The following is a 6,869-nucleotide window of genomic DNA, read 5'->3' on the forward strand; positions in this document are numbered from 1 at the left end:
CAGATGACAGGATGCGCCCGCCAAATCGGCGCATCGCCTCGACGCGCACGGACCCCCGAAAGGAGTGCACGATGCGGCTCGCATATCGCAATGCACTATAGTATGCGAAAGTGCCGCGCCTGATAAGCAGGCACGGCACTTAATTGGAAGTTGTTACCGCGCGGTTGTGCTACGACAAGCGATGAATGAACAATCCGCTGCGCAATTTCGGCTCGAACCAGGTCGATTTAGGCGGCATGAGCATGCCCGCATCGGCCACAGCCAAAAGCTCGCCGATTGCCGTCGGATACAGCGCGAACGCGACAGCAGGCCCCTTCTCCGCCAGCTCATCGGCCGATTTCGCGGCATCGAACACCCTCACACGATGCTCGAGTTCGCCCAGGCCGCGGATGCCGCCGACGAATTCGATGCGCTCGTTCGTACGCGGATCCTTGATGTCGAGCATAGGGTCGAGCACCAGGTTCTGCAGAAGCGACGCGTCCAAGCCATCGACCGGATGATCGTTCTCGAACTCGGGACGAACGCCCAGCCCGTACCATTTCCCCTGCAGATACATGGCAGCCGCGCCCTTGTCGATGGGCTCAAGCGGCGTGTCCTGCTCGTGCAGAATCTCGTAGCGCTTTCCGAGTTCCGCCATGAAGTCTTCGACGGATGCGCCGTTCAAGTCGTGCACCACGCGGTTATACGGAAGAATCGCCAGTTGGCTTGCAGGGAAAAGCACCGAGAGGAAGAAGTTGAACTCTTCGTCACCCGCATAGTCAGGGTGTTCTTCGCGGCGCTTCAGACCCACCTTGACCGCAGAAGCGGCGCGATGATGGCCGTCGGCGATATATGCGCACGGAACCGCGGCGAACGCGGAGGCGAGCGTTTCGACCTCGGCGGGGGCATCGATAATCCAGGCGCGGTGCGCAATGCCGTCTTCAGACGTGAAATCATACAAGGGATCGCGCGACTTGACCTCGCCCACCAGCGCATCGACGGCCGCGTCGTCGCGATACGTCAAAAAGATGGGGCCCGTCTGAGCGTCGAGGGCATCGATATGGCGGATGCGGTCGCGCTCTTTTTTCTCGAGCGTGTTCTCGTGCTTTTTGACCACGCCGTCAAGATAGTCGTCCACCGCGCAGCACGCCACGATGCCCACCTGGCTTCGACCGTCCATGACGAGCTCGTACAAATAGAAGCACGGCGCCTCGTCCGAAACGTAGGTTCCGTCGGCGATGCGTTCCTCAAGGAGCTCGCGCCCCTTCGCATACACTTCGTCAGCATACATATCCACATCGGGCGCGAACTGCGTTTCCGGACGATCGATGTTCAAAAACGACAACGGCCTGCCCTCGACGGCCGCCGCCGCTTCGGCACGGTCGTACACGTCGTAAGGAAGCGCTGCCACCTGTGAAGCAGCATCGACGCGCGGGCGCACGGCCTTGAATGGACGGATGAGCATGGGAATCCTTTCTCGATGGAAACGTTCGAATTGACGCGCGGGCGCGGCGCATGCCTGCAATACGAAAGCGGGGCATGACGCGCACCAGGCACGCAAGCCCCGCTTCGAGCACTCTGTCGCCCACGCTCGACGAGGGTTTAGTTCACCTTGTGAACGGTCACGCCGCGCTCGAGATAATCCATGACCGAACGGGCGGCCATCTTGGCGCAGTTGTCCTCGGCCTCCTTAGTGGATGCGCCCAGATGCGGCATCACGATCGCACGCGGCATCTCGACTACGGCGGGATTGGCGAAGTCGGTCACGTAGCGCACGACCTTGCCCGCTTCGAGGGCGGCGGCCATGGCGGCATCGTCGACCAGCGTGTCGCGCGAGAAGTTCAGGAACACGACGCCGTCCTTCATCTGCGCGATCGCCTCGGCGTTCACCATGCCGATAGTATCTTTCAGAGCAGGAACGTGGATGGTCACATAATCGCAGGCGGGATACAGGTCGGCCAGATCGGTCACGAACGTCATGTCGGCGGAAATGGCGGCGGCGCGCTCGGCGTCGACGAACGGATCGTAGCCGACGACCTTCATGCCCAACGCTTCGGCTGCAGCGACGACTTTTGCGCCGATGGCGCCCAGGCCGATGACGCCCAGCGTCTTGCCGAAAATCTCGCCGCCGGCGAAGGCCTTCTTCGCCTTCTCGGCCGCCTTGCCGACGTTCGCATCGGCAGCATTTTCCTTCACCCATTCGATACCGCCCACGATGTCGCGCGCGGCGAGCAGCATGCCCGCAAGAACGAGTTCCTTGACCGCGTTGGCATTAGCGCCCGGCGTATTGAACACGGCGATACCGGCATCGGCGCACTTCTGAAGCGGAATATTGTTCACGCCGGCGCCTGCGCGCGCGATAACCTTCAGGTTGGCGGGAAGCTCCATCTCGTGCATGTCGGCGCTGCGCACGAGCACGGCATCGGCCTGCGCGATATCGTCGACCAGTTCGTATTCATCGGTGAAAACGGCAAGGCCCTCGGCCGAAATATTGTTCAAGCAATGAACCTTATACATGCTGCATGTCCCTTCTTTCAAAACAAAACGGTCCCCCTTAAAGGGAAGCATCAAAGCGAAAAGCCCGTGTTTCACGTGAAACACGGGCTTCGTCCCGTCTACGAATTCTGCTCTTCGAACTTCTTCATGAAAGCAACGAGCGCCTCGACGCCCTCGCGCGGCATGGCGTTGTAGATGCTCGCCCTCATGCCGCCGACGCTCCTGTGGCCCTTGATGCTTTCGATGCCCGCCTCTTTCGCCTCGGCGACGAACTTGGCATCGAGGTCGGCATCGCCCGTCACGAACGGAACGTTCATGATCGAACGGTCTTCCTTGCGAGCGGTGGCCTTGAACAGCGAGCTCTGGTCGAGGAAATCGTACAGCAGCTGCGCCTTTTCGACGTTGCGCTGCTTCATGGCCTCCAGGCCGCCCCGGGCCTTGAGCCACTTGAACACGAGGCCGCAGATATAGATGCCGTAGCACGGCGGCGTGTTGTAGAGGCTCTTCGCGTCGGCATGCGTCTTGTACTGCAGCATGGTGGGAACGCCGGGAAGCGTCTCCTCGGGAATGAGGTCCTCGCGGATGATGACGATGCACACGCCTGCGGGGCCGACGTTCTTCTGGACGCCGCCGTAAATCAGGCCGTAGCGTTCGACGTCGATCGGCTCGGACAGGAAGCACGAGGATACGTCGGCCACGAGCGGCTTGCCCTTGGTGTCGGGAAGCTCGTGGTACACGGTGCCGTAGATCGTTTCGTTCTGGCAGATGTAGACGTAATCGGCGTCGTCGGAAACCTCGAGTGCCTTCACGTCGGGAACGTAGCTGAAGTTCTCGTCCTCGGAGTTGCCGATCATGCGGGCGTCGCCGAAGATTTTGGCTTCCTTCCAAGCCTTCTTCGACCACGAGCCGCTGACGACATAGTCGGCCACGCCCGTTTTCATGAGATTCATGGGAATCATGGCGAACTGAGTGGAGGCTCCGCCCTGCAAGAAAAGAACGCGGTAGTTGTCCGGGATATTCATCAAGTCGCGCAGATCCTGCTCGGCCTCGGTGATGATCGCATCGAACATCTTGGAGCGATGGCTCATCTCCATGACTGACATGCCGCAGCCCTTGTAGTCGAGCATTTCTTCGGCGGCTTCGCGCAGAACCTCTTCGGGCAGCACCGCGGGGCCTGCCGAGAAGTTGTAAACCCTGCCCATGTCGATGACCTCCTTCGCCGGTCGTAATCATTCGAATCGTTTCACGTCGCGAAAAAGCGTGACGCACCGAACTATTGTAAAGAGAACGGACCGATCGGCGGAGAAGCGAGCGGCGGCGAAGCGAAACCTTACGCGAGCGGCGAAGAAACGGCGGATTCGGCACGGCGAACGGGCATCTCGTCACAGAAGGCACACGTCGCGCCGCTCGACGACGCGGCCTCGAGATGCAAAAGGCGGGGGAACGCTCCCCCGCCTTTACGCTGTTTCCTTGGTCTATATGCCGAGAACCTGCATGATCAGCAGAGCCACGGTAAGGACCGTGACGATGGCGACCGTCGCCCAAATGACGGCCTTTCCCGCCCATGTGCTGACATATTTGCCCATAATGCGCTTGTCCGCAGCGATAAGCGCCATGAACACCAGCAAGACCGGCAGGATGACGCCGTTGATGAACTGCGCCGTGAGCATGATGCCCATGAGGTCGAGGTTCGGAATGAGCACCACCACGGCGGAAAACACGATGACCGACGTGAAGATGCCCTTGAACATAGGGGCCTCTTTCCACGTGAAATCGACGCCGGCCTCCCAGCCGAACGCCTCGCAGATGACGAACGACGTGGTCAGAGGCAGCACGCATGCAGCCAAAAAGCTCGCTGCCGTCAAGCCTGCGGCGAACAGAATCTGGGCGTATTCGCCCGCGAACGGAGCCAACGCGTTGGCAGCCGCAGCAGCAGAATCGACTGCAACGCCTTGCGGATACAGGACCGCACCCGTAGTGATGATGATGAACCAAGCCACGATGCAGGCCACGATGGTGCCGGTGGTGACGTCGACCTTCTGCAGCATCATCTCCTGCGGGTCGTCGGTGACGCCTTTATCGACCACGTTGCTCTGCGTGAAAAACATCATCCACGGAGCGATCGTCGTGCCGATCATGGCGATGACCAGCGACACGAAATGGGGATCGGCGGGAACCTGAGGAATGACCGTCGAATACGCCACATCCCCCCAGTTCGGACCGGCAAGAAACGCCGCGATTACATAGGTGACGAACACGAGAGACACCGCCAGGAACACCTTCTCGACGCTCTTGTAGCTGCCCTTTACCACGAGGAGCCACACTATAAGGGCGGCGACGGGCACGCTCGCCATACGCGGGATGCCGAAAAGCTCCATGCCGCTCGCGATGCCGGCGAACTCGCTGAACGTGGTCGCGACATTGCCGATCAACAATGCGCCCATGGCAAGAGCGGTCAAGCGAATGCCGAAACGCTCGCGGATGAGGGCGGCGAAACCCTTGCCCGTCACTGCGCCCATGCGGGCGGCCGTCAGCTGGACTACCAGCAGCAGCACGCACATCACGGGAATAACCCATAGCGCGGCGAATCCGAAATCGGCGCCGGCGGTGGAATACGTCGAGATACCGCCTGCATCGTTGCCGGCCATCGCGCTTACAACGCCAGGACCCATGGCTCCGAGAATCAGAAGCGCCGTGGCGCGTTTCTTCTTCGCCTCGGCACCGGACGCGCCGTCGACGGCGACATCCTGGGCGACTTCGATCGCGCTTTTATCGCCCTCACGGACAGCCTGCATGACCTCGTCGTACGAGGCGCCTTTCTTCACGGCAGCCATCAGCCCACCTCCATGATCCGCATGATCACGGCCGTATACAGCGCCAAGAACATGATGCCTCCGCACACGGCGAGAGCCACTTTCATCCACAGATTCGTGGTTTTCTCGGTCTCGGTGCTTTCTTCGATGACGTCGAGCGCATCATCGACCGTCACCAGGCCGAGCATATGACCGCTCTCGTCGACGACAGGCAATGCGACCATGTCGTACTTCGAGATGTCGGAAGCAACTTCCTCTTCATCTTCATCAGGTGAAACGGTGATGATATCGGTGAACATGACATCGCCGAGGCGAGTGTCGTTATGGGCAAGCACCAGCGTACGCATCGACATGACGCCGACGAGCTTCTCGCTGTCTTCCTCCAAGACGTAGACAAAATGAACGGTCGGGAAATCCTCGTCCAGAGCACGCAGCGTCTCGATGGCCTCCCCTACCGTGTCGTCTTCGCTCAACGCGACGAACTGCGTGGTCATCATGCCGCCTGCGGTATCGTCGCGATATCCCAGCAGACGCCTGATTTCGGCGGCGTCTTCCACGCCCATCAGACGGAGCAAGGTCTCGGCCTTCTCGTAAGGAAGGTCGCGAATGATGTCGGCGGCATCGTCGGGATCCATCTGGCGAAGCAGGCCGGACGCCTCGCGGTCAGTCATGTCGTCGAGCGTTTCCGCCTGGAATTCGTCTTCCAGTTCGGCGATGATTTCGGCCGAACGCGTGTCGTCGATGTGCTTGAATACCTCGGCGCGCTGTTTCGGGTCCAGCTGTTCCAAAATATCGGCGACGTCGGCGGGGTGCAGCTCTTCGAGGCGCTTATGCGTCACGGACAGCTTCACCTTCGACAGGTCGCGATCGAGCAGGTCCATATAATTCCAGGCGATGATTTTCTCTTCGACTTTCTTGCCGAAAAGCTTGGCGCCGGAAACGACGGCTTTCTCCAGCAGCGGATGCAGACCGCGCAGAATACCGCGCACGCCCACCTCGGCGCCCAAAAGGCGCAACTGCGAGCCGGAAGGCGACAGCTTGAGGTCGTTGACGCGCACGACTTTCAGGCCCTGCGTATCGACGATCTGCTGATCGAGCAGATCGCGCGCCAAAAGGACCTCGGTAGGCTGCAGATAGCTGAATCGGATGTTGTACGACTCGGTATTGAGAGTGACTTCGTCTTCGCTGAAGTCTTCGACGTACTTGCGCCAGCTGATCATGAACGGCGTGCGTCCAGGACCGCGGAATGCAAGCGAGGTGATGCGGGGAAATACTTCCCCCGTGGAAATAGCAAGGTCGGAGACCGTGCCGAGTTTTTCGCCCGTGGAATCGTACACAGGGCGACCGAGCATGTTAGTCAAATAGAACATAAATCCCCTTCGTGCGACAAGCCTTGTCGCGCACGAAGGACGAGAGCAAGGCTACATCAGGTGAATGTTGTGTTTTCGAACCTTCAAATCGAACCTTTTCTCCCTGCAAATAAAAAAAGGCGCTTGCGCGCCGCAACTGCTTCCCTTCATTAAGAAAAGTGGTGCGCCGTGAGGGATTCGAACCCCCGACGTACTGATTCGTAGTCAGTCC

The 6,869-nt window shown here is 59.9% G+C and carries 6 protein-coding genes; all 6 read right to left on the reverse strand.

What is annotated here, in order from left to right:
• Positions 1–169: 169 nt before the first annotated feature.
• The gene (locus Q6E04_RS08155) at positions 170–1,444 is read right to left on the reverse strand and encodes a DUF1015 domain-containing protein (RefSeq protein ID WP_303250281.1); all 1,275 of its coding nucleotides are present in this window, start codon (positions 1,442–1,444) and stop codon (positions 170–172) included.
• 137 nt (positions 1,445–1,581) lie between these two features.
• Entirely contained in the window at positions 1,582–2,496 is a 915-nt protein-coding gene (locus Q6E04_RS08160; protein WP_303250282.1) for a 3-phosphoglycerate dehydrogenase, read from the reverse strand.
• A 98-nt stretch (positions 2,497–2,594) separates the two neighbouring features.
• On the reverse strand, positions 2,595–3,677 hold the full coding sequence (gene serC / locus Q6E04_RS08165) for a 3-phosphoserine/phosphohydroxythreonine transaminase (protein ID WP_303250283.1): 1,083 nt from the start codon (positions 3,675–3,677) through the stop codon (positions 2,595–2,597).
• Positions 3,678–3,950: 273 nt separating this feature from the next.
• Positions 3,951–5,309: an Nramp family divalent metal transporter gene (locus Q6E04_RS08170; protein ID WP_303250284.1), complete on the reverse strand. Its 1,359-nt coding sequence runs from the start codon at positions 5,307–5,309 to the stop codon at positions 3,951–3,953.
• On the reverse strand, positions 5,309–6,658 hold the full coding sequence (locus tag Q6E04_RS08175; protein WP_303250285.1) for a magnesium transporter MgtE N-terminal domain-containing protein: 1,350 nt from the start codon (positions 6,656–6,658) through the stop codon (positions 5,309–5,311). The genes Q6E04_RS08170 and Q6E04_RS08175 overlap by 1 nt, the downstream gene beginning before the upstream one ends.
• Positions 6,642–6,869: hypothetical protein (locus Q6E04_RS08180; RefSeq protein WP_303250286.1), on the reverse strand; the 228-nt coding region annotated here is incomplete at its 5' end. The genes Q6E04_RS08175 and Q6E04_RS08180, both read right to left, overlap by 17 nt.

Origin of the sequence: uncultured Slackia sp. (assembly GCF_959608125.1) — a bacterium.
GTDB lineage: Bacteria > Actinomycetota > Coriobacteriia > Coriobacteriales > Eggerthellaceae > Slackia.